This window comes from Neisseria sp. HMSC15G01 (genome assembly GCF_001808255.1).
GTDB classification, from domain to species: Bacteria; Pseudomonadota; Gammaproteobacteria; order Burkholderiales; family Neisseriaceae; genus Neisseria; species Neisseria subflava_A.
On sequence record NZ_KV792686.1, the window covers coordinates 99,784 to 121,914 of the forward strand.

General features: G+C 49.8%; 19 protein-coding genes. 12 read left to right on the forward strand and 7 right to left on the reverse strand.

Features of this window, described 5'->3' with window-relative positions; all coding sequences use genetic code 11:
* Nucleotides 1-105 precede the first annotated feature (105 nt).
* On the forward strand, nucleotides 106-1,824 hold the full coding sequence (gene argS / locus HMPREF3139_RS06920) for an arginine--tRNA ligase (RefSeq protein WP_070461354.1): 1,719 nt from the start codon (nucleotides 106-108) through the stop codon (nucleotides 1,822-1,824).
* Nucleotides 1,825-1,977: 153 nt separating this feature from the next.
* On the opposite strand, the gene HMPREF3139_RS06925 is transcribed toward argS, so the two are convergent.
* On the reverse strand, nucleotides 1,978-2,334 hold the full coding sequence (locus tag HMPREF3139_RS06925) for a SpoIIAA family protein (RefSeq protein WP_070461355.1): 357 nt from the start codon (nucleotides 2,332-2,334) through the stop codon (nucleotides 1,978-1,980).
* A gap of 18 nt (nucleotides 2,335-2,352) precedes the next feature.
* Entirely contained in the window at nucleotides 2,353-3,243 is an 891-nt protein-coding gene (locus HMPREF3139_RS06930) for a DMT family transporter (protein WP_070461356.1), read from the reverse strand.
* A 174-nt stretch (nucleotides 3,244-3,417) separates the two neighbouring features.
* Here HMPREF3139_RS06930 and HMPREF3139_RS06935 point away from each other — a divergent pair, with 174 nt between their 5' ends.
* Entirely contained in the window at nucleotides 3,418-3,765 is a 348-nt protein-coding gene (locus HMPREF3139_RS06935; protein WP_070461357.1) for a cupin domain-containing protein, read from the forward strand.
* 73 nt (nucleotides 3,766-3,838) lie between these two features.
* Here HMPREF3139_RS06935 and HMPREF3139_RS06940 read toward each other — a convergent pair whose 3' ends face one another.
* Entirely contained in the window at nucleotides 3,839-4,591 is a 753-nt protein-coding gene (locus HMPREF3139_RS06940; RefSeq protein ID WP_070461358.1) for a CPBP family glutamic-type intramembrane protease, read from the reverse strand.
* Between the two features lie 207 nt (nucleotides 4,592-4,798).
* Between HMPREF3139_RS06940 and HMPREF3139_RS06945 the strand changes: the two genes are divergently transcribed.
* On the forward strand, nucleotides 4,799-5,197 hold the full coding sequence (locus tag HMPREF3139_RS06945; RefSeq protein ID WP_199901827.1) for a DUF350 domain-containing protein: 399 nt from the start codon (nucleotides 4,799-4,801) through the stop codon (nucleotides 5,195-5,197).
* A gap of 201 nt (nucleotides 5,198-5,398) precedes the next feature.
* Here the strand turns inward: HMPREF3139_RS06945 and HMPREF3139_RS06950 are convergent, their stop codons facing one another.
* Nucleotides 5,399-6,241 (reverse strand): outer membrane beta-barrel protein, encoded by an 843-nt coding sequence (locus HMPREF3139_RS06950; RefSeq protein WP_003745718.1) that lies wholly within the window; start codon nucleotides 6,239-6,241, stop codon nucleotides 5,399-5,401.
* Nucleotides 6,242-6,647: 406 nt separating this feature from the next.
* Here HMPREF3139_RS06950 and HMPREF3139_RS06955 point away from each other — a divergent pair, with 406 nt between their 5' ends.
* From HMPREF3139_RS06955 to HMPREF3139_RS06970, 4 genes are all read left to right on the forward strand, one after another.
* Nucleotides 6,648-7,661, forward strand: a complete 1,014-nt coding sequence (locus tag HMPREF3139_RS06955) for an SPFH domain-containing protein (RefSeq protein WP_070461359.1) — start codon at nucleotides 6,648-6,650, stop codon at nucleotides 7,659-7,661.
* Between the two features lie 203 nt (nucleotides 7,662-7,864).
* Entirely contained in the window at nucleotides 7,865-9,550 is a 1,686-nt protein-coding gene (locus tag HMPREF3139_RS06960) for a DUF4178 domain-containing protein (RefSeq protein ID WP_070461360.1), read from the forward strand.
* On the forward strand, nucleotides 9,547-9,909 hold the full coding sequence (gene speD / locus HMPREF3139_RS06965) for an adenosylmethionine decarboxylase (RefSeq protein ID WP_070461361.1): 363 nt from the start codon (nucleotides 9,547-9,549) through the stop codon (nucleotides 9,907-9,909). The genes HMPREF3139_RS06960 and speD overlap by 4 nt, the downstream gene beginning before the upstream one ends.
* Before the next feature lie 201 nt (nucleotides 9,910-10,110).
* Complete coding sequence (locus tag HMPREF3139_RS06970) at nucleotides 10,111-11,715, forward strand: NAD(P)-binding protein (RefSeq protein WP_070461362.1); 1,605 nt, start codon at nucleotides 10,111-10,113, stop codon at nucleotides 11,713-11,715.
* Between the two features lie 66 nt (nucleotides 11,716-11,781).
* Here HMPREF3139_RS06970 and HMPREF3139_RS06975 read toward each other — a convergent pair whose 3' ends face one another.
* Together HMPREF3139_RS06975 and edd are read right to left on the reverse strand one after the other, a co-directional pair.
* Nucleotides 11,782-12,420 (reverse strand): bifunctional 4-hydroxy-2-oxoglutarate aldolase/2-dehydro-3-deoxy-phosphogluconate aldolase, encoded by a 639-nt coding sequence (locus tag HMPREF3139_RS06975; protein ID WP_070461363.1) that lies wholly within the window; start codon nucleotides 12,418-12,420, stop codon nucleotides 11,782-11,784.
* A gap of 90 nt (nucleotides 12,421-12,510) precedes the next feature.
* Nucleotides 12,511-14,346, reverse strand: a complete 1,836-nt coding sequence (gene edd, locus HMPREF3139_RS06980) for a phosphogluconate dehydratase (protein ID WP_070461364.1) — start codon at nucleotides 14,344-14,346, stop codon at nucleotides 12,511-12,513.
* A 484-nt stretch (nucleotides 14,347-14,830) separates the two neighbouring features.
* Between edd and zwf the strand changes: the two genes are divergently transcribed.
* The 5 genes from zwf (at nucleotide 14,831) to pgi (ending at nucleotide 20,709) form a co-directional block, all read left to right on the forward strand.
* A complete protein-coding gene (gene zwf, locus HMPREF3139_RS06985) occupies nucleotides 14,831-16,276 on the forward strand; it encodes a glucose-6-phosphate dehydrogenase (protein WP_070461365.1) in 1,446 nt (481 codons plus the stop codon).
* Nucleotides 16,277-16,339: 63 nt separating this feature from the next.
* Nucleotides 16,340-17,035, forward strand: coding sequence for a 6-phosphogluconolactonase (pgl, locus tag HMPREF3139_RS06990; protein WP_070461366.1), 696 nt, complete (start codon nucleotides 16,340-16,342; stop codon nucleotides 17,033-17,035).
* The gene (locus HMPREF3139_RS06995) at nucleotides 17,016-17,996 is read left to right on the forward strand and encodes a glucokinase (protein ID WP_070461367.1); all 981 of its coding nucleotides are present in this window, start codon (nucleotides 17,016-17,018) and stop codon (nucleotides 17,994-17,996) included. Before pgl ends, HMPREF3139_RS06995 begins: the two co-directional genes overlap by 20 nt.
* A gap of 77 nt (nucleotides 17,997-18,073) precedes the next feature.
* Nucleotides 18,074-18,922: a DNA-binding transcriptional regulator HexR gene (gene hexR / locus HMPREF3139_RS07000; protein WP_004519348.1), complete on the forward strand. Its 849-nt coding sequence runs from the start codon at nucleotides 18,074-18,076 to the stop codon at nucleotides 18,920-18,922.
* A gap of 143 nt (nucleotides 18,923-19,065) precedes the next feature.
* Nucleotides 19,066-20,709: a glucose-6-phosphate isomerase gene (gene pgi / locus HMPREF3139_RS07005; protein WP_070461368.1), complete on the forward strand. Its 1,644-nt coding sequence runs from the start codon at nucleotides 19,066-19,068 to the stop codon at nucleotides 20,707-20,709.
* Nucleotides 20,710-20,761: 52 nt separating this feature from the next.
* Here the strand turns inward: pgi and HMPREF3139_RS07010 are convergent, their stop codons facing one another.
* Complete coding sequence (locus HMPREF3139_RS07010; protein ID WP_070461369.1) at nucleotides 20,762-21,859, reverse strand: NnrS family protein; 1,098 nt, start codon at nucleotides 21,857-21,859, stop codon at nucleotides 20,762-20,764.
* Nucleotides 21,860-22,131: the final 272 nt, after the last annotated feature.

The window sequence follows — 22,131 nt, forward strand, 5'->3', positions numbered from 1 at the left end:
TCATATAACAAGCCGCTGGAAAAGTATTGCAGCTTGCCCTGTTTTAAAGCCCGAAATTCTTTTAAAATACCGCCTGATTTGAATTTAACCGAAAGACCGATCTTCATGAACCTACATCAAACCGTCGAACGCGAAGCCGCCGCCGCCTTTGCCGCCGCGGGCATCGCCGACAGCCCCGTTGTTTTGCAGCCGACCAAAAACGCCGAACACGGCGATTTCCAAATCAACGGCGTAATGGGTGCGGCGAAAAAAGCCAAACAAAATCCGCGCGAGTTGGCGCAAAAAGTGGCCGAAGCATTGGCGGGCAACGCCGTGATTGAAAGCGCGGAAGTCGCCGGCCCCGGCTTTATCAACCTGCGCCTGAGTCCTGAATTCCTCGCCCAAAACATTCATGCGGCTTTGAACGACGCGCGTTTCGGCATAGCGAAAACCGACAAACCGCAAACCGTCGTCATTGACTACTCTTCGCCCAATCTGGCGAAGGAAATGCACGTCGGCCACTTGCGTTCCAGCATCATCGGCGACAGCATTTCGCGCGTATTGGAATTTATGGGCAACACCGTCATCCGCCAAAACCACGTCGGCGACTGGGGTACGCAGTTCGGCATGTTGGTTGCTTATTTGGTTGAGCAGCAAAAAGATAATGCCGCGTTTGAGTTGGCGGATTTGGAGCAGTTTTACCGCGCTGCCAAAGTGCGCTTTGACGAAGACCTTGTCTTTGCCGATACCGCGCGCGAATACGTTGTGAAGCTGCAAGGCGGCGATGAAACCGTGTTGGCGTTGTGGAAACAGTTTGTCGATATTTCGCTCTCGCACGCCCAAGCCGTTTATGACACGCTGGGCTTGAAACTGCGTCCTGAGGACGTAGCGGGCGAATCGAAATACAACGACGATTTGCAGCCCGTGGTTGATGATTTGGTTCAAAAAGGTCTGGCGGTCGAAGACGACGGCGCGAAAGTCGTGTTCTTGGACGAGTTCAAAAACAAAGAAGGCGAACCCGCTGCGTTTATCGTGCAAAAACAAGGCGGCGGCTTCCTTTACGCTTCCACCGATTTGGCGTGTCTGCGCTACCGCATAGGCCGTCTGAAAGCCGACCGCCTGCTGTACGTCGTCGACCACCGCCAAGCCCTGCACTTCGAACAACTTTTCACCACTTCCCGCAAAGCAGGCTATCTGCCGGAACATGCAAAAGCCGAGTTTATCGGCTTCGGCACGATGATGGGCAAAGACGGCAAACCGTTCAAAACGCGCAGTGGTGACACTGTAAAACTGGTTGACCTGCTGACCGAAGCCGTTGAACGCGCCACTGCTTTGGTGAAAGAAAAAAATCCCGAATTGGGTGCGGATGAAGCCGCTAAAATTGGCAAAACCGTCGGCATCGGCGCGGTCAAATACGCCGATTTGAGCAAAAACCGCACCAGCGATTATGTGTTCGACTGGGACGCCATGCTCTCGTTTGAAGGCAACACCGCCCCCTACCTGCAATACGCCTACACCCGCGTGCAAAGCGTGTTCCGCAAAGCCGGCGAATGGGACGCAACCGCGCCAACCGTTTTGACCGAACCGCTGGAAAAACAGCTTGCCGCCGAGCTTCTGAAATTTGAAGACGTGCTGCAAAGCGTGGCAGATACGGCGTATCCGCACTACCTCGCCGCCTACCTCTACCAAACCGCCACCCTGTTCAGCCGCTTCTATGAAGCCTGCCCGATACTCAAAGCCGAAGGTGCAACCCGAAACAGCCGCCTGCAACAGGCGAAGCTGACCGGCGACACGCTGAAACAAGGTTTGGAGTTGTTGGGTATTGATGTATTGGATGTGATGTAAGTTTTTGAATGAAAACAATGAAAGGCCGTCTGAAACTTTGCGGATTGCAAGGTTTCAGACGGCCTTTTTATGCTTTGAAAAATATTGTGATACCGTTGTTTGACCTAAGCGGTTTTGAATTTGCTCAGGTAATGCGTTCAGACGGCCTTATCTTTATTTCAAATTGCTTGCCAACAGCCAAGCCTGTGCTTCAGTGGCGTCGCTGAAATATTTGGGATGTTGGTTGGTCAGGAGGCTGGAAAGGCGCGCGCCGAGTCTGATCCAGATGTCGTCGGTAATGACGGCAACGCGGCCGAAGTCGGTTTCGTGTTGGTTGAGGAATTTGATTTGTTCGACCGCCATATCGATGGTGAAGTCTTTCAACATGGACAAGTCCAACAGGATGTCGGGCAGATGGATTTTTTGTTTTGCGGCCAACAAGGCTTCTTCCAATTGGCGGAAATCGTCCAAAGTGAACTCGTTGTACAGCGCTACGTTTAAGCCGTAAGATTGTTCGCGGATGGAAATCATGGTGTTCTCCTTGTTAAATTATTGCTTCATCAGAAATTTTTTGATTGAGGCCGGAGTAAAACTGCTGAACACGCCGCCTGCAACAATGATAACCATGCCGGCGGCTTCCTGCCAAGTGATTTTATCGCCGAAAAGCAGTACGCCGGACAGGGCGGAGAAAACGACAGCCAGGTAGGAAAGCGAGGCAACGGTAAATTTCTTGCCGACCTTATAGGAGCGGGTCATGGCAAGTTGGGCAATCATGGCGGAGATGCCGATGCCGGCCAGATAGGGCAGGGAAGACACGGTCAGCGGATGCCAGCCGGTAAAGCAACTCCAAATGGCAGACATAATCAGGCCGGTAAGCGACAGATAAAACACCACGCGCCAGCCCGGCTCGCCCAAAAGCGAGAGTTCGCGCACCTTCAAATACGCCCAGCCCGACATGGCGCCGCCTGCTAAGCTGACCAGCGCGGCAAATTCCTGTCCGCCTTGAAAAGATGGGTTGAGCAACAGGATAACGCCGATAAAGCCCATAACCAAAATGGCTTGGGTATAAAGCGTAATTCTTTCTTTTAAAATGAAAAATGAAAAGATGGCAAGCCAGATGGAGGACGTGTAGTTGAGTGTGACGCCTGTTGCCAGCGGCAGATGCATGACGGAATAAATCGTGCACATCATAGCAAGCGTGCCGATGACGCTGCGGTTAAGATGGGTTTTCCAATGCGGCGTGGAAAATGTGTTGCCTTGCGCTTTGGCCATGATGCCTAAGAACAGGGTGGAGACCAGCATGCGCCAAAAGACCAGCTCGCCGCTGGAAAAGCCGAATTGCGTTGAGGCGGCTTTGACGGAGAGGTTCATGACGGTAAAGCCGAGCGCGGCAATAACCATCCATGCTGAGCCGAGCGGATCTTTTCTGACGGTTTCCATTTGATGGGTGTGTAAAGCGGTTTTATTAATAAGAAAATATTATACAGGTCAATCAGGCCGTCTGAACAATATCGTTGGGTTTCAGACGGTCTTTTTATTAGAAAATGAGAATTATTATTGAAGAATAAAGTGGATTTTTATAGAATGGAAGCCCTGTTTTAAGAAAGGCTTGTCATGAAAGTTTCCAATATTTCCGCTGTATTGCTGTCTGCTTTGTTTTCCGTTGCCGTTTCTGCCGCGCCTTTGGGGGAGGTTTCTTCCGAAAACGGTAAGATTTTCAGCGGCGAAAATTACATGGTCGTTAAGAAAGACATGAAGAAAGGGGAGCAGATTAAGCCGCACGATCATCCGGGTTTTAAAACGCTGATTTTTGCCGTTGGAAAAGGAAGCTTTGACGTGACGTTGAATCAGACTGAAAAACATACTGTCGGCGCAGGCTCGGTGTTGAGGTTTGGCAGCGATGCAGTGATTGAGGCAATTGCAACCGAAGATGCGGATGTGGCAATTACTTTGATTAAGTAAACCGATAGATGATAAAAGGCCGTCTGAAAAATGATGTTTCAGACGGCCTTGTTTATTCATTCAACTATTGCCATTAAGCGCAAATCAAATAGATGAAGCCGGAGCCGAAGATATCTGCCAAGGCGTGAATCAGGAAAAACGGCAACAGGTTTTTGACTTTGTATTTGTAGAAGAAGTAGTACATCAAGCCGAAAACAACGCCGATAACGGTCGCCCAAAGCATGCCTTGGTAAGTATGGAAGGAGACACGTACCAAGGTTGAATAGGCCAATGCCTGCCATTTGTATTTGTCTTCCACGCAGGTTAAAAGGCCGAGGAAACAGAATTCTTCGTAAAAGCCGTTTAAAAGGCCGTAGAGGATGGCCATCGGCGCAAGGGCAGCGAATTTGTCGAAGATGGATAATGGTTTGATGTATTGGAAGATTTCAGTGGTAAAGTAATTGTAGCCGCCGCTTAACGAAGTTACCGCATCGGCGGTCAGACCCATCAGGATAAAAATCACAGGCGTCCAAAACAACACGCCTAAGTTAAAACGAATCGGCAACTGTTTGAAGTCGAAACGGCGGATAACGAGGTAAATCAGAGCAATAGCAAGCAGCATCAACTGCAGGCTCATGTTTTCCGAATAAGCCACGCCGGTTACCGCAGTATCGCGCACTTCTTCGGCAACCGCGGCCGTTTCCACTTGCGGCATCAGGCTGGCAATATAAAGTTGGGTAGAACGGTAGGCAAATTGACCGAACAGGATAGCGGTAACAATCAGCATGTCAAACCAGCGCAGATTGCGCAAAGGCTCTTTAGGGCGGATAGCGGCGAGTATGCTCATAATTCTCCTCTTTACTCTAATTAAATGGTAGTGCGCAATAGTTACATAAACATACAAAAATCGTCAACAATTATCACAATAAAACATGAATTAAAAAATCAGGCTGTTTCAGACGGCCTGAAGCGCTTCTAAAATGCCGTATTTTCCGAAGGGTTTATCTTCAAAAATATGGCATAATCACTTTATTGCAAACTAAGGAATCTTATCGTGAGTATTTCTCTGCCCCAATATCTGCTCTACCTGCAATACATGTTGGCAGGTGTCGCCATGACTGTAGTTTTTGGTGCCGTATATCTGCGGATTACCCCCGCCGAAGAATTGCGCCTGATTAAAAACGGCAACCTTGCCTGCGCCTTATCATTTGGCGGCGCGTTGGTCGGTTTCTGTCTGACACTGGCTTCAAGTATTGCCCACAGCGTCAGCTTCATCGATTTTATCCTGTGGGGACTTGCCGCAGCAGTGATTCAGATTTTTGTCTATTTCGCTGCAACAATGATGATTAAAGACGCTACCCCAGAACTTATCGGCAACAATGTCGCCGTCGGCGCGCTGTTTGGTGCAGTGTCCATCTCGATCGGCATTTTGAACGCTGCTTGCTTGACTTGATTTTGATGGTTGGTTGGATAGCAAAAGATGTGCTGATCCTGACTCCTGCCTGGAAAAATTATCGGTAGATTTTTTTGACTGATAAGGTCTTATGTCTGATGGTATTGGCGTTATAGTGAAATTCTGAAAGCATCAAAAAATTCAGACGGCCTGTTATATACAAGGCCGTCTGAAACGTTTTAACTACTTAAACTCATCAAATTAGAAAGAGTATTGCAATCTTACGCCCGCTTCGTGGGTGTGGTTTTTAGGTTCTATAGATCCCAATCCATATGAGTCATACTCTTCCGTAACGGTAAGGTTCGATTCTTTAACTTTCCAGCCGCGATAGAATGGAGCGAGGCTGATTTTGGAGCCGTTCGCGAATTTTTTAGATATAGGCACTTCAACCTCAATACCTTGTCCGCCGCCTTGTTTCATTCGGGTTTCTACCTGGTCGGGTTCGTAAGAATATTGGCGGCCTTTCACGGCACGATTGTAGGCAATGCGGGGAGATATCTCAAAGTTTGCAGGAAGGGCGATATTTACTCCGGTATTGATTTGCGCATATGTGGTTCGGTTTTTGCGGTCATAATCATTTGGATCAATGCGGCTACTTAAGTCTCTCAGAACGCGGTGTCCCAAGCCGGCTCCGGCAGTAATGCTAAAGCGATCGTTAATCGGGAGTGTATATTCGTATAAGGCACGGATATCGTATGCGCGGCGTGGTGCATTTTTGAGTGTGGCTGAGCCATAACTTGCTGAATCGTCGATATAATCCTCAGTTATATATTGTACGCTTCCCGTGTAATCTGTTTTACCGCGCGAATAACGGCCTTCTAATTTTGCCGCATGGCGATCGTTGAAACGGTATTTTACGCCGGCATTAATAGACCATAAGTTGCCTTTTTGCTGCATTAAGCGACTACCATCTTTTTCGTATTCGCGATAGGTCTCGTTGTAATATTCGCTACCAACGGTAAATTCAACAGGGCGGGCAGCCTGTGTACTTACGGTAGCAGAGAGTACTAACACAGCAAAACAGAAATGAGCAGAATTTTTCATATAAATTCCTTTTACTTTATGAAAGCCAATGTGATAATTTGAAAATACAGCATGATGAATTTCTAGGATTTGATAAATATTAACAGGTGTAGTGAACGCTTGGTATGGTGTTTAATGATTTTCTACCTGTATTTGTCTTTTTTATGATATAGCGCAGGTAAAAGCAGAAAAATAGTGTAAAACAGAGTCTGCATGAATTTTAATGATATGTTAATGTTTCTGGGTGGGCTAGTGGGTTTAACACTAAAAATAGATAGAGCAACCCACTCTATTCCCAGGCATAAAGACATTTTGAATGTTAATATCGTATGACATTCTATTTATATAAAATAAGCGATATGACCAACCAGGCAAATTGACCTGACAGCCTATAAGTTATCCCTTCTTCTTCAAATAAGGAACTGCGATGTTCAACTTTATCAAGAAACAGTTTATCGACGTCATTCAATGGCCGAATCCCGATGACAGCCTGTTGATGTGGCGTTTTCCGATTGCCGATGAGGAGATCCAAAACGGTGCGAGCCTGACTGTGCGTGAGGCGCAGATGGCGATGTTTGTCGATGAAGGCGTAACCGCCGACGTGTTTGGGCCGGGGCGTTACACGCTCAATACGCAAACGTTGCCAGTACTGACCAACTTGAAAAACTGGGACAAGCTTTTTGAATCCCCGTTTAAATCGGATGTTTACTTTTTCAATACCAAACAACAGCTCGCACGTAAATGGGGGACGTCCCAACCAGTTACCGTACGCGATGCCGAGTTTGGCGCGGTGCAACTGCGTTCGTTCGGTATGTATTCTTACCGTATCAGCGATCCGGCAAAATTTTTCAAAGAAGTTAGCGGCGTGGCGGCGCAATACAGCGGCGTAGATTTGGAAAACCAGTTGCGCAATATTGCAGTCACCCAATTGGCGGCGGCGTTTGGCAGATCCGGTATCCCATTCTTGGATATGGCGGCGAACCAAGTTTTGCTGTCGCAAAAAATCGGCGAATTGCTCGGAGCGGAATTTGCCAAGCTGGGTTTGGCGCTGGAAAACTTCACTGTTGAAAGCATTACCTTGCCTGCGTCTATTCAGGCTGCGTTGGATAAGAAAATTTCAATGGGCGTTATCGGCGATTTGGGACGCTACACCCAATATCAAACCGCCGAATCTATCCCACTTGCGGCACAAAATGAAGGCGGACTTGCTGGAATCGGTGCAGGTTTGGGCGTAGGTGCCGGTATTGGTCAGGCGATGGCGGGTGCCATGGCGGGCATGATGCAGCCGAATACGCAACAGGCTCAGCAAAATGCTCAGCCGGCTGCCGAAGATCCGCAGGCTAAATTGGTGAAACTCAAGTCTTTGCTGGATGGCGGTTTGATTTCGCAAGAAGATTTTGATAAGGCCAAGGCTGAAGTGTTGAAGCAGCTGATTGGTTAATCAATTGAAGGCCGTCTGAAAAATATCATTCAAAGAAGCGTTGAGCTGCTTCTGTGAAAAGTTTTCAGACGGCCTTTCGAATCATTTGATTGAGTCCGTTCGGCGATTTGGTTTGTTTCTAATCTGAAATCATTGATAAAACCAGTTGATAGAAACGCTAAGGCCGTCTGAAACATTCCAACCCATTCTGTAAAAGCAAACCCATGTCTCAAACTCCTTTCTTTAAAACCGACTGCCCAAGCTGCGGCGCACCGGTCGAAGCGCATTCTGCTTCTGCCGTGACGCTGGTGTGCGGCTATTGCAACAGCATGCTGGTGCGGCAAGATAACGGCGTTGTCGACTCCGGCCGCGATTCCGCATTGCTGGAAGATTTTAGTCCGCTGCAAATCGGAACCAGCGGCACATTTGTCGCTCAACGCTTTACCTTGGTCGGACGGCTTCAGGTGCAATACGACGATGGTGCGTGGAATGAATGGTATGCGTTATTTGACGACAGCAGAGCAGGTTGGCTTTCTGAGGCGGGCGATTTGTATGTGATGACTATGCCGGTCGAAATCGATAATCCGCCGAAATTTGAAGACACGCGAGCCGGATTTAGCGAGCTGACTTTTCAAGATAAGCACTATATCGCCTCCGATGTCCGCAAAATCAGTTTGAAACACGCCGCCGCGCAGGGTGAATTGCCGTTTGTTTTGAAAGAGGATACAGAAAATCGGGTTTCCGACTGGCGTTGCGAAAACCTTTTCATCACGCTCGATTACAGCAACAAAACACCCGAAGCCTTCTTCGGGCGGATGGTAAACCTAGATGATTTGAAGCTGGAAAACACGCGCCACGAAGATGAAATTAAAGAAAGCGCAGGCCGTCTGAAAGGCAGTATTACTTCAGAAAACTGTCCTAACTGCGGCTCATCCATTCATTGGGTAAACGGTCTGACTTCTCATCTGAACTGTCAAAGTTGCGGCAGCGAATTGGCAGTCGGCAAGGATAAAGCGGAGCTTATTACCGCGAACAATCTGCGTTTGTCGCAAAATACGATGTTTACTTTGCCTGTCGGCTCGACAGGCCGTCTGAAAAATAAAGAGTTTCATGTTATCGGCGCAATCAGATATTTAGAAACAGATGCGCAGGAAACATTTGATAACTTGTTCAAAGGAGCCAAACATACATTGGCACCAGAAGGGCAGTGGACAGAGTATCTGCTTTACAACCCAACTCAGGGTTTCTTATGGCTGGTTGAAGCTGATGAAGGTTGGAATATTTCCGAAACCTTGAACGATTGGCCGCGCCTCGACCGCAACCGCCAACCGCAAGGCTATGGCAAACTTTATGACTATGGCGGACGGGTCAGGGTTGCCAGCGGAGCGTTTTATTGGCGTGTCCGAAGCGGTGATTTGAACTATTACAGCGATTACCGAGATGGACAAAGCCGTAAGATTGGCTCCGAACTAAACAGTCACGAAATGGCATGGACTAGAAGTGCCCCAATTGCTTATCGGGAAATTGCAGATGCGTTTAATCTGACCAATAAAATATCATCTTATACCGTGAAAATGAGTGCGGATGATATCGATGAAAAATTACGACTTCTGATGATTGCTATTTTGGTTATCGTCAATATTCCGTCATTGTTTATGAATGGCTTCGATGCACTGTTCGATATATTTCTTATCGGTTGGGGTGTCTATGCTCTTTTTATAGTTGGACGGAAGAGAGATGAAAATGGCGAACAGAGTATTTCCCGAGTGGGATATGTTATTTGTGCAATGGCTTTGATTGTTTTTGTTACGATGATGAATTATGCAGATTTGGATGATGACAGTAGCCGAGTTCATTCAGGAGGAAGCTACGGCGGTTATTCAAGCGGCTATTCCGGAGGCCATAAATGACCCATGCCCCCGGTAACCATGGCCTATTGGACTTATATGGCTGCGATGAAGCCATCTTAAAAGATGAAGGCCGTCTGAAAACCGCTTTGGTAGCAGCCGCACAGGCAACAGAAGCGACTATATTAACCGAACATTTCCACACCTTCGGCGGCGCAGGCGGCGTAACCGGCGTTTTGCTGCTCGCCGAGTCCCATATCAGTATCCATACTTGGCCGGAACACCGTTTTGCTGCTATAGACGCATTTATTTGCGGCGGTATGAAATTGGAAAAAGTGAAGGAAATCTTGTGCAGGGAATTGGCGGCGGAACAGGTGGATTGGACGGTTGTAAATAGAGGCAGTGATTTGACTTTATTTTAGTTTTATCAATATTGGCAAGAGGGGCAAAAGTTCAACGCCAAGCATACGCCATTTGATATTTCAGGAGATGTTAATTTATTGCTGGTTAAGTAAGTGTTATCGGTTCTATAACATGAAGGCATTTGGAAATAATGGGTATCTTACAGAGAAAAGGGTGTATGACTTGCTTTCCTAAAAAATACTGAAAAGCAATAATTTATTATGCTAACCCGCCGTCAATTTCTCAGCTATACCGCCGCGCTTGGCGCTGCTTCTGCTTTTTCTTGGCAGACTTACAAATACCTCAACCATAAACCGCCGGTTTCTATTAACCGTGTCGGCTTGCCGTTGGGGCATTTGTTGCGTGACGGGGAATTGCTCAATCAGCCGACCCGTCGTTATGAATGCAATACGTTGATACTTGGCGGCGGTGTGGCGGGTTTGGGGGCGTTGTGGTATTTGGCGAAGCATAATCACTGCGATGTATTGTTGGCAGAAGGGTTTGAACGCAATGGCAACAATGCTGCCTATACGTCTTCAGACGGCCTGAAAGCGCCGAGTGGCGCGCATTATTTGGCTTTGCCGTCGAAAGAAAGCGTGTATGTGCGCGAGATGTTGGCGGATTTCGGTATTTTGCAGTCGGACGGCAGCTTTAGGGAAACAGATTTGGTCTATGCGCCCGAGTCGCGCCTCTTATATCAGGATAAATGGGTGGAACATTTATTGCCGAAAGAAGATGCGGATTCCAAACGGTTTTTTGATTTGATAGGCCGTCTGAAACAGGCTTACGGCAATGACGGTAAGAAAATTTTTGCCATTCCGATTGTGCTGTCATCGGCAGATAAAACATGGCGCAAACTTGATGATTTGACGTTCAAACAATGGCTTGAGCAAGAGGGCTACACCTCGCCCGAGCTTTTATGGTATCTCGATTATTGTTGCCGCGACGATTACGGACAGGGCATAGCGCAAGTATCCGCCTTTGCCGGACTGCATTATTTTGCCGCCCGCAACAGCGCGGAAACCGTCCTCACTTGGCCCGAAGGTTTGGCGCATCTTTCTGAAAACCTACGCCGTCATGCCGGTTTGCAGGAAGGCTGGCAATGGCCGTCTGAAAACCGTATCCGTTTGGAGAAGCCTGCTTCAATTAATGCTTCCGCCGTCAAAATCAAACCGCTTTCAGACGGCCGGATTGAAGTGTGGCTGCGTGATAATGCAAAAGGGGAAACCGTTGCCGTCACTGCGCAACACGTTATCTCCGCCATGCCGCTGATGGTTGCCGCCTGCATTATTGAATTTCCCGAACAATTTGGTCTGGACATCCCAGAATACGCGCCATGGCTGGTTTCTAATTTTGAACTGCACAGTTTCCCGAAAGAAAAAAACAACAGCGAACTTGCGTGGGACAATGTGGTTTACGGCAGCCAAGGGCTGGGCTATGTTGTTGCGACCAACCAGTTTATCCGGGTTGCCCGTCCTGAACGCACGATTTTTACCGCCTACGCCGCGCTCAATCACGATGCGCCACAAGTCGTCCGCCGCCAGCTGCTTGAAGCAAGCGACGAAGAGCTGCTCCAGCTTGCCGCCCAAGATCTGCTTACCGCTTACGGCGAAGGCTTTTGGCGGCACGTTTCCCATGTTGATATTACCGTTCGCGGGCATGGTATGAGCGTGCCGAAGCCCGGCTATTTAAGCGATGAGGCTTTATTAAAAATCAGAAACCGAAATGGCGGATTGTTGTTTGCACACAGTGATTTAAGCAGCTATTCGGTATTTGAAGAGGCTTTGTATTGGGGTGTGGAAGCGGCACGGAAAGTGTTGGCTTAATTGATATAAAAAGGCCGTCTGAAATCATATTCAGACGGCCTTTTCTCTTTTAACTTAATAACCTGATTAGGCTTTTGGTTTCAAAGCGGCAGCTTCGCGAGCCAGACGGGTGATGGTATCCCAGTCTTTGTTTTTGATGGCTTCTTTCGGAGTCAGCCATGAGCCGCCGACGCACAAGACATTAGGCAGCGCTAAGTACTCGGGTGCAGTTACCAGGCTGATGCCGCCGGTCGGGCAGAAGCGAACGTCGGCATAAGGGCCATAGAGTGCTTTGAGCATGGCTTTGCCGCCAACGACTTCGGCAGGGAAGAGTTTGAGGGTGTCGATACCGTGTTCCAAAGCCAGTTGGACTTCGCCCGGAGTGGCAACGCCGGGAATCAGGGGGATGCCGCTGTTGTGGCTGGCTTTGGCGAGGGATTCGTGCAAACCAGGGCTGATGGCGAAAACTGCGCCTGCGTCTTCGACGGCTTTGAGCTGTTCGGGATTGGTTACCGTACCCGCGCCGACGATGGCGTTAGGCACTTCTTTGGCAATCAGGCGGATGGCGTCGAGGCCGACGGGGGTGCGCAGGGTGATTTCGAGGGTGGGGATGCCGCCTTCGACAAGGGCGTGGGACAAATCGACGGCGGTGCTCAAGTCGTCAATCGCCATCACAGGCACAACTGCGCCGGCTGTCAGAATTTCACGAGGGGTCAGTTTGGACATTTTAGGTCTCCGTTGGGGACTGTATCGTAATAGGGTTGTTAACATGGTTTCAGACGGCCTGATTGTTTTAAAAGGCCGTCTGAAAATGGTTTAGGCAAATTCGCCGCCGAAGCTCATAGCACCGGTTTCTGCGCTACTGGTCATGCTGCGGAAGTTGGCGAAAAGTTCGCGGCCGCAACCTTGTTGGTTAGCGCTCAAATCGATGCGTTCGACTTCGCGGGCATTCCATTCGGCTTCGTTAATCAGGACGTTGAGTTCGCCGGTAACGGAGTCGAAGCGGATCAGGTCGCCGGTACGGATTTTGGCGATATTGCCGCCCATCAGGGCTTCAGGCGTCATGTGGATGGATGCAGGCACTTTGCCGGATGCACCGGACATACGGCCGTCAGTCAGCAGCGCCACTTTAAAACCGCGGTCTTGCAGGATGCCCAAAGGCGGGGTCAGTTTGTGCAATTCGGGCATACCGTTGGCACGCGGGCCTTGGTAGCGGACAACGCAGACGAAATCGCGTTCCAACTCGCCGCGTTCAAACGCAGCCAACACTTCGCGTTGGTCGTTGAATACGATGGCGGGCGCTTCAATGATGCGGCAACCTTCGCGCACGGCAGATACTTTAATCACGCCGCGACCGATGTTGCCTTTCATCAGGCGCAAACCACCGTCTGGGGAGAACGGATTGTCGGCTTTGCGCAGGATGTCATCGTTGCCGCTGGTTTCGGGGGCTTCGCGCCATTCGAGTTTGCCGTCGATGAGGAAAGGCTCTTTGGTGTAGTGGCGCATACCGTGTCCGACGACGGTATCGACATCGTCGTGCAATAAGCCTGCGTCCAGCAATTCGCGGATAACGAAAGGCAGGCCGCCTGCTGCGGTAAAGTGGTTCACGTCGGCTTTGCCGTTGGGGTACACGCGGATCAGCAATGGGATGATGGAGGAAATTTCGTCGAAGTCGTCCCAGTTCAAAATCACGCCTGCGGCACGTGCCATGGCAACGAGGTGCATGGTGTGGTTGGTCGAGCCGCCGGTTGCCATCAGGCCGATCAGGGCGTTGATGAAGGATTTTTCGGTCAACATTTCGCCCAATGGTTTGATGGTGCCGTTTTTGATGCCGCGTGCGAGGTGTCCGGCAGCGTAGCGGGTTAGGGCTTCGCGCAGGTCGGTATAAGGATGGACGAAGGCGGCGGCAGGCAGGTGTACGCCCATCATTTCCATCATCATTTGGTTGGAGTTGGCAGTACCGTAGAAGGTACAAGTACCCGGGCTGTGGTAAGAGCCCATTTCGCTTTCAAGCAAGGCATCGCGGCCAACTTTGCCTTCGGCGAAAAGCTGGCGGGTACGGGCTTTTTCTTTATTGCCGATACCGCTGGACATCGGGCCTGCGGGGACGAAGATGCCTGGAATATGGCCGAAAGACAACGCACCGATCATCAGGCCGGGAACAATTTTGTCGCACACGCCCATAAACAGGCTGCCGTCAAACATTTGATGCGACAGACCGATAGCGGTACTCATGGCAATCACGTCGCGGGAGAACAGCGACAATTCCATACCGGCATAACCTTGCGTGATGCCGTCGCACATGGCGGGTGTGCCGCCGGCGACTTGGGCGGTTGCGCCGTTTTTCTGTGCTTCGTCTTTGATTTGGTCAGGGAAGTCTTTAAACGGCTGGTGTGCGGAAACCATGTCGTTGTAGGCAGTGATGATGCCTAAGTTGGGGACGGTTTCCTGAAGCATTTCGATTTTGATGCTTTTAGGCATGGCGGCATAGCCGTGAGCCAGATTGCTGCAGCCGAGTTGGTTGCGCTCTAAGCGTCCCATCTGTTTGGCACTACGGATTTTCGCCAGATATTTTTCACGCGTCGGGCGGCTGCGCTCGATGATGCGCTCGGTAATCTCGGCGAGTTTAGGGTGAATCGGAGTGGGGTTCATGGGCTGTCTCCTGGCTAAACGATATGATAGGGATTTTGTTTGCGCGTTTCTGATTTTTGTATTGGGTGTTTTCTTCAGACGGCCTTGAGCTGTGGGAATGAATAATATGGGCCGTCTGAATATTTGAAGATTTTCTCTTCGAAGCGTCCGCATATTATAGTACAAAATCTGTAATTTTGTTACAAAATAATTTACTAAGTGGAAGAAATTTGATTTAAATCGAGGTATGGTCAATTCGTAAAATGGCAGGCTGCAAAAGTCATCAAACTTTTATGTTAAATCAAACAATTTGTAAAAATGAGAATAGACAAAATGTGTAGCCATGTGTAGTATTACTACTCATTAGCCCGCTTGTTTGAAATTTTGGTGCAGGCGATTGGTTTTTTACTGCTTATTGCTTAAAGGCTTTTGATTCTAATCGATTTTTATAGATGACGACAGTCCAAAAGTTTTGAAGCAAGCTTCCTCAACGAGAGATGAAACAATGAGTACACAGACAAATTTTGATTTGGTGTTGTTTGGCGCGACCGGCGATTTGGCAATGCGTAAACTTTTGCCTTGCCTGTATCAGGCGCATGTAGCCGGTTTGCTTCATCCCGAAGGTCGTATTTTGGGCGTAAGCCGTAGCGAATTGGATACCGCCGGCTTTTTGGCTAAAGTGGAAACGAATTCTAAAATCCATGTCAAACAAAACTTCTCAGAAGAAGCGTGGGCATCGTTTATCCAACGTCTTGAGTATTTGAAAGTCGATGTGACAAAGAAAGACGACTTCATTGCTTTGGGCGACTTGGTAAAAGCGCGCAAGAATACTGAGAATGTCGTGATCTACCTCTCAACTGCGCCGAAATTCTTTGCGCAAGCCTGTGAAAACCTTGCCGAAATCGGTTTGAATGCCGATAACGTGCGCGTAGTTTTGGAAAAACCGTTGGGTACGGACTTGGCTTCTTCCCAGCAAATCAATACAGATGTGGCCCGTTATTTCAAAGAAGAGCAGATCTACCGTATCGACCATTATTTAGGTAAAGAAAGCCTGCAAAACCTGCTGGCCTTGCGTTTTGCCAATGTGATGTTCGAGCCTTTGTGGAACAACAAATATATTGAAAGTGTACAGCTGACCATCGCCGAGCAGTTGGGCGTGGAAGAACGCGGCGAGTTTTACGACATTACCGGCGCGTTGCGCGATATGGTGCAAAACCACTTGATGCAAATGCTTTGTATGACTGCCATGGAAGCACCGGCGAGCTTGGATGCGGATGCCGTACGCGACGAGAAAGTAAAAGTCATTAAATCGCTGAAACCGCTGACCATCGAATCCGTCAACGAAAATGTTATTCGCGGCCAATATGTTGCAGCAAACGGCATGAACGGCTATCTGGAAGAAGTCGATGTACCGAAAGACAGCTTCACTGAAACCTATGTTGCCATCAAAGCCGAAATTGAAAACGAGCGTTGGAAAGGCGTACCTTTCTACCTACGTACCGGCAAACGCATGGCAGGAAAAGTGGCGGAAATCGTGTTGAACTTCCATCCGCTGCAAAACCATATTTTTGACAACAGCCAACCTGCGCCGAATCGTTTGGTTATTGAACTACAACCGACCGAATCCGTCCGCCTTTACACTCAAGTAAAAACCCCGGGTGCAGGCAACAAAGTCGAAGTGACACCGATTGGCGTGGACTTGGGCACAGCAGTAGAGGGCCGCCGCGCTGAGGCTTATGAGCGCCTGCTGCTGGATGTGATTAACGGCAAACTCGCTTTGTTCAACCGCCGCGACGAACTCGAAGCCGCTTGGGAATATGTGATGCCTATCCTGGAAAACTGGGCGAACAATACAACGCCTCCGCATGCTTACGAAGCCCATTCTTGGGGTCCTGAAGCTGCGCGCGCGCTGTTGGCGCGTGACGGCAACAAGTGGCACGAAGAGCAATAATATTTCTTTCAGACGGCCTTGTTTTCCAACAAAAGGCCGTCTGAAACCATGAAAGGACGAAACATGTTTGTTTGGCACGAACAAGAAAACGCTGCAACTGCCGCGCAGGCTCTCGCTGATGCCGTTGCCGCTGCATTACAAACCGCGTTGAATGAGAAAGGCCATGCGGTTTTGGCTGTTTCCGGCGGTCGTTCGCCGATTGCGTTTTTCGAGGCTTTGTCGCAAAAAGATTTAAATTGGCAAAATGTCGGCATTACTTTGGTGGACGAGCGTATTGTCCCGACCACGCATGCCGACAGCAATACAGGCTTGGTACGTGAATATCTGCTCAAAAATAACGCGGCCGTTGCCACATGGATTCCTGTTGTTGAAGACGGAAAGTCTGAAACTGAATTACAACCTGAAGTTGTCGTTGCTTATGCATTGAAACATTACAAGCAACCTGACGTGCTGGTGTTGGGCATGGGAGGAGACGGGCATACAGCGTCGTTGTTCCCTCAAGCGCCTCAATTACAGGCCGCAATCAATGAAGCTGATGACCCGACATTGATTCATACTACGCCGGTTACCGCGCCGCATGAGCGTGTGAGCATGACTTTGGGTGCGATTGCCAAGACGCCGAATGTATTTTTGGCCATTCAAGGCGCAGAGAAAAAAGCAGTATTTGATAAAGCTGCCACAAGGGCTGATACCGAATATCCGACCAGCCTGATTCTCAATCACCAAGGAATTAACTGCCATGTCTACTATGCACACTGAAGCTTATCCCCGCCTGGTCGCCGATATCGGCGGTACGAATGCCCGTTTTGCGCTTGAAACTGCACCGCAAGTGATTGAGAAGGCTGAAGTTTTACCTTGTAAAGATTACGATACCGTCGTTGATGCCGTCAAAACTTATTTGGAACGCGCAGGCAGCCCGAAAGTTTTGCACGCCGCCTTTGCGATTGCCAATCCGATTTTGGGCGACTGGGTGCAGATGACCAACCACCACTGGGCGTTTTCCATCGAGACCACCCGTCAGGCTTTGGGTTTTGAAACGTTGATTCTGTTGAACGATTTTACCGCCCAAGCTTTGGCAGTGACCAAAACTGAAAAGAATGACTTGGTACAAATCGGCGGTCAAAAGCCCATCGAATTTGCACCTAAAGCCGTTATCGGCCCGGGTACCGGTTTGGGTGTCAGCGGTTTGGTGCACAGCGCTGCCGGCTGGGTGGCATTGGCAGGCGAGGGCGGCCATACCAGCTTCCCGCCGTTTGACGATATGGAAGTGTTGATTTGGCAATACGCTAAAAACAAATACGGCCATGTTTCTGCCGAGCGTTTCTTGAGCGGCGCAGGTTTGAGCCTGATTTACGAAGCATTGGCCAAACGCGACAACATCAAACAATGCCGTCTGAAACCTTCGGAAATCACCGATAAGGCATTGAGCGGAACATCGCCGATTTGCCGTCAGACTTTGGATATTTTCTGCGCCATGCTGGGTACGGTTGCTTCCAATTTGGCTTTGTCATTGGGTGCGCGCGGCGGCGTGTATTTGTGCGGCGGCATTATCCCGCGCGTGTTGGATTACTTTAAAACGTCCCCGTTCCGCAGCCGCTTTGAAAATAAAGGCCGCTTTGAGGCTTATCTTGCCGCTATTCCCGTGTATGTCGTATTGAGCGAGTTTCCGGGCATCGTCGGCGCGGCGGTCGCATTAGACAATCATTTAAATAACGTTTAAACACACAAACGGCGGTGCAGGGCAGGGGGTGGAAAAAACCCTTGTCCTGAACGTCAAAAAATCAAAGGGTAGAGTATATGTTAAGCAAAATCAGCGAATCATTGTCCAATCTCTCCGGCGCAGAACGCAAAGTTGCCGAATCTGCGTTGGCCGAGCCGAAATGGTTCGTTCATGCCGCTGTGGCCGAAATCGCCGAGCGTGCATCCGTCAGTCAGCCGACTGTAATCCGTTTCTGCCGCAGCTTGGGTTACAAAGGCTTGCCTGAGTTCAAACTCGCTTTGTCTGCCAGTATCGGTCATGAAGGTATGCCTTACGTTCATGAAGAATTAAACGCCGATGACAACATGGGCAGCGTGGTCGAAAAAGTGTTGGGCAACGCCGCAGCCTCCCTCTTGGGCGAGCGCCGCTTTCTGAAAGAATCCGAGCTGGAAAACGCGATTGCCATTCTGATGCACGCGCGACGCGTTGAGTTTTATGGAGTCGGCAACTCCGGCATCGTTGCCCAAGATGCGCAACACAAATTCTTCCGCTTCGGTATGTCCACCGTTGCCTATGTCGATACGCATACCCAGTTGATGGCAGCTTCCGTGTTGACCGAGCAGGATGTGTTGGTGGCGATTTCTAATACCGGCTCATCTATCGAATTGTTGGACGCGGCCAGTATCGCCAAAGAAAACGGCGCAGCCGTTATCGCGCTGACCCGCAATGATTCGCCGTTGGCTCAAATGGCCGACTGTGTATTGAGCATTGCCACTCAGGAAAATGCCGAGCTTTATACGCCTATGGTGTCCCGCCTTCTGCAGTTGGCCGTTATCGACATTCTTGCTATCGGCTTGGCCTTGCGCTTGGGCGATACTGCCAGCACGCAACTGCAAAAAAGTAAAAAAAGCATACATAACAAACACATCGAATACGATAAAGATTGATTCTTCACTGATATCTTCAGACGGCTCCAACCCACATCAAGGCCGTCTGAAACCTCAAAAAACGGAAACCACCCCGTTCCCGTTTCAGACGACCTCACGGCCGTTTTCTCAACAAAACTGTCCACTATCCAGGAGAGCATCCGATGAAACACCTTCACGATTTACCAGCTTGGTCAAAATTATGGATACATTTTGACGAAACCAAAGAACAACACATGCGTGAAATGTTCGAGCAAGATCCCGAACGTGCCGAGCGCTACTGGCTGCAGGTTGGCGGCCTGACTTTGGATTATTCTAAAAACCGTATCAACGACGAAACCATGGCACTGTTGTTCGAGCTGGCGCGTGAAGCAGGCGTACCGGAGCGGATGCAGCAAATGTTCCACGGCGAAAAAATCAATACGACAGAAAACCGCGCCGTACTCCACGTTGCCCTGCGCAACCGTACCAACGCCCCTATCGTCGTGGATGGCGAAGATGTCATGCCTAAGGTTAACCATGTCCTGCAACGCATGGGCGAGTTCGCGCATGAAGTCCGCAGCGGTAGCTGGTTGGGCTATACCAATCAAGTCATTACCGACGTCGTCAATATCGGTATCGGCGGCTCTGACCTCGGCCCTCTGATGATGTGTACCGCGCTCAAGCCTTTCGGCCATCCGCGTTTGAACATGCACTTCGTCTCCAATGTGGACGGCTCCCAACTGCGCGACGTATTGTCCAAAGTCCACCCCGAGACCACCCTCTTCATCATCGCCTCCAAAACCTTTACCACCCAAGAAACCCTGACCAACGCCCTGACCGCACGTAAATGGTTCTTGGATCATGCAGGCGATGAAAGCGCCGTGGCCAAACACTTCGTTGCCGTATCGACCAACCAAAAAGCCGTTGCCGAATTCGGTATCGATACCGCCAATATGTTTGAATTTTGGGACTGGGTCGGCGGACGATACAGCCTCTGGTCGGCCATCGGCCTGCCGATTATGCTGTATCTCGGCGAAGAAAACTTCATCGAAATGCTCAACGGCGCACACCTGATGGACCAACACTTCATCAACACGCCGCTGGAGCGCAACCTGCCGGTTATCCTTGCCCTTATCGGTGTTTGGTACATCAACTACTACGGCGGCGGCAGCCACGTTATCGCTCCTTACGACCAACATCTCCACCGCCTGCCCAAATTCATCCAGCAGCTCGACATGGAGAGTAACGGCAAACAAGTTACCCTTGACGGTAAACCGGTCGGTTACGAAACTTCCCCGATTATTTGGGGCGAAACCGGTATCAACGGCCAGCATGCCTTCTTCCAACTGCTGCACCAAGGTACGCACATCACGCCGATTGACCTGATTGCATCCCTTGAAAAACGCAGCAATTTGCAAGGCCACCACGAAATCCTGTTGGCAAACGTCTTTGCCCAAGCCGAAGCCTTTATGCGAGGTAAAACGCCTGACGAAGTACGCGCCGAGCTTCAAGCACAAGGCATGGACGAAGCGCGTATCGAAGAGCTGGTTCCGCACAAAACCTTCTCCGGCAACCGCCCGACCAACCTCATCCTCATGGACAAAATCAACCCGCGCAATATGGGCAGCCTGATTGCCATGTACGAACACAAAACCTTCGTGCAAGGCATTATTTGGGGCATCAACAGCTTTGACCAATGGGGCGTAGAACTCGGCAAACAGTTGGCCAAAACCATTCTTGCCGAATTGACCGGCGAGACTGAAGTGCAAAAACACGACAGCTCCACTACACGCCTGATTAATCTTTATTTGAACGCCAACAAATAAAGCATTTATTTAAAACAAAAGGCCGTCTGAAAGTTTCAGACGGCCTTTTGTTTCATTCCGGATCATCCGTAAACGCATTTTCCCGAAATATCGGTACAAACGTGAAAAGATACAGTACGAACACGGCGATGGTCAGAATCGCAGGAACGGTAATGAAAAATATCGGGTTCACGTTCATCAAGAAAGCGCGCGAGATGGCGGCCATAAAGAGTAGGGGGATGGCAATGCGGCAGAGTTTCGGGTAGTCGAGTTTGGTAAAGCCGCTGTGCCACAGTCCGGCGGTCAGCCACACCATCATCACGCCGCCCATCATACCGCCGAGGGTAATCAAGTGTAATGGGGCGGAGGAAGGCAGATTTTGCAGTTTCTCCACGCCTGTCCACAGATAGCCTGCGGCGGCAAAAAGCTGGAGCAGGTAATAAGTGCAGACGTAGTGTTTGCGCAGGAGTTCGTGATGGTGGAGCTCACGCAGCTTGGCGAGCAGGATGAATCCGACGGCAAGCGCGGTAAAACCGGCGGTTTGTGCGGGCAGCCAAAGTTCGGCGGCGGCGTGCAGCAGCAGGAAAGTAATGGCGATGTTTTTATAAACGATATTTGGAATAAAAACAGGGTCTTTCAGACGGCATTCTTTAAGGGCTTCCGCGCCCAAAAGAATGCTGACGCGGACGGATACAAACATGACAGCTGCTATGTTCAGATGTACTTGCGCGCGCAGTAAGTTCAAATCGCCAGTTGCGGCGTAGGCCGTCTGAAAAACGGTAAATGCGGCGAGCAGCATTAGTAGGGCGAAGTTATCAGTGTTGCGATCAAGCCAAATCAGCCAAGTGCAGAACAGCAGCAATACCAGCCAATAGACAGCAACGAAAAACGAGGCAGTTTGCGGCGAAAAGGGCAGTATGGCGGATGCGGCGAGCAGTAATGCCGCCATCAAAGTAGCGACAGGTTTCAGACGGCCTTGATAGCCCGTCCATTCAAGCATGGCGGCAGTCAGAAAACCGCCGTATGCCGCAGGCAGCATGAGCTCTAAGAAGATTTGGCGGTGCAAAATGACGGCACCGGGGCCGATGAAAAACACCAACGCGCCGAGTATGGCAAGCACCGCCGCACCGACGAAAAACGGCCGCATGGGGTGGGTAAAAAACTTATTCATAGTTTGGCTTGATTCTGCATGAAGATGCTTTCGGATATAGATTTATTGGGAGGACAGGGCTGTATTTTTGCCAAACAGGCAAGCCTTCGGCTTGCTTACCCTCTCCCTAGCCCTCTCCCACGGGGAGAGGGGATTAAACTGCCAAACCCGAACATTTTTAGGTTTACCTGACATCTGATTCTCAATTCTACGTTCTTTGATTTTCAGCAACCTGATCCCCTCTCCCCGTGGGAGAGGTTTAGGGAGAGGGCAACGAACCGCAAGGTTTGTCA